This window comes from Exiguobacterium sp. s133, assembly GCF_018618595.1.
Lineage (GTDB): Bacteria > Bacillota > Bacilli > Exiguobacteriales > Exiguobacteriaceae > Exiguobacterium_A > Exiguobacterium_A oxidotolerans.
Genome location: NZ_JACSMK010000029.1, coordinates 1 through 312 on the forward strand (window position 1 = coordinate 1; position 312 = coordinate 312).

A 312-nucleotide genomic window follows, 5' to 3' on the forward strand; every position below is an offset into this window, starting at 1 on the left:
AAATGGACAAGACAAATGGAGCCTAGCGGGATCGAACCGCTGACCTCCTGCGTGCAAGGCAGGCGCTCTCCCAGCTGAGCTAAGGCCCCAGGATATGAACTTAAAATTGAATGGTGGGCCTAAGTGGACTCGAACCACCGACCTCACGCTTATCAGGCGTGCGCTCTAACCAGCTGAGCTATAGGCCCATTCAAATATGGGATGATTCAGTTGAGAGATCGGACTCTCAAAACTGAACGATGGGCATGTCCCTTACGGGACGTTTTCCTTAGAAAGGAGGTGATCCAGCCGCACCTTCCGATACGGCTACCT

At 52.9% G+C, this 312-nt stretch carries 2 tRNA genes; both read right to left on the reverse strand.

The features are described 5' to 3' along the window. Window positions 1-16: 16 nt before the first annotated feature. Window positions 17-89, reverse strand: a tRNA-Ala gene (locus KNP96_RS16635). A gap of 22 nt (window positions 90-111) precedes the next feature. After that, window positions 112-188 (reverse strand) — tRNA-Ile (locus tag KNP96_RS16640). Window positions 189-312: the final 124 nt, after the last annotated feature.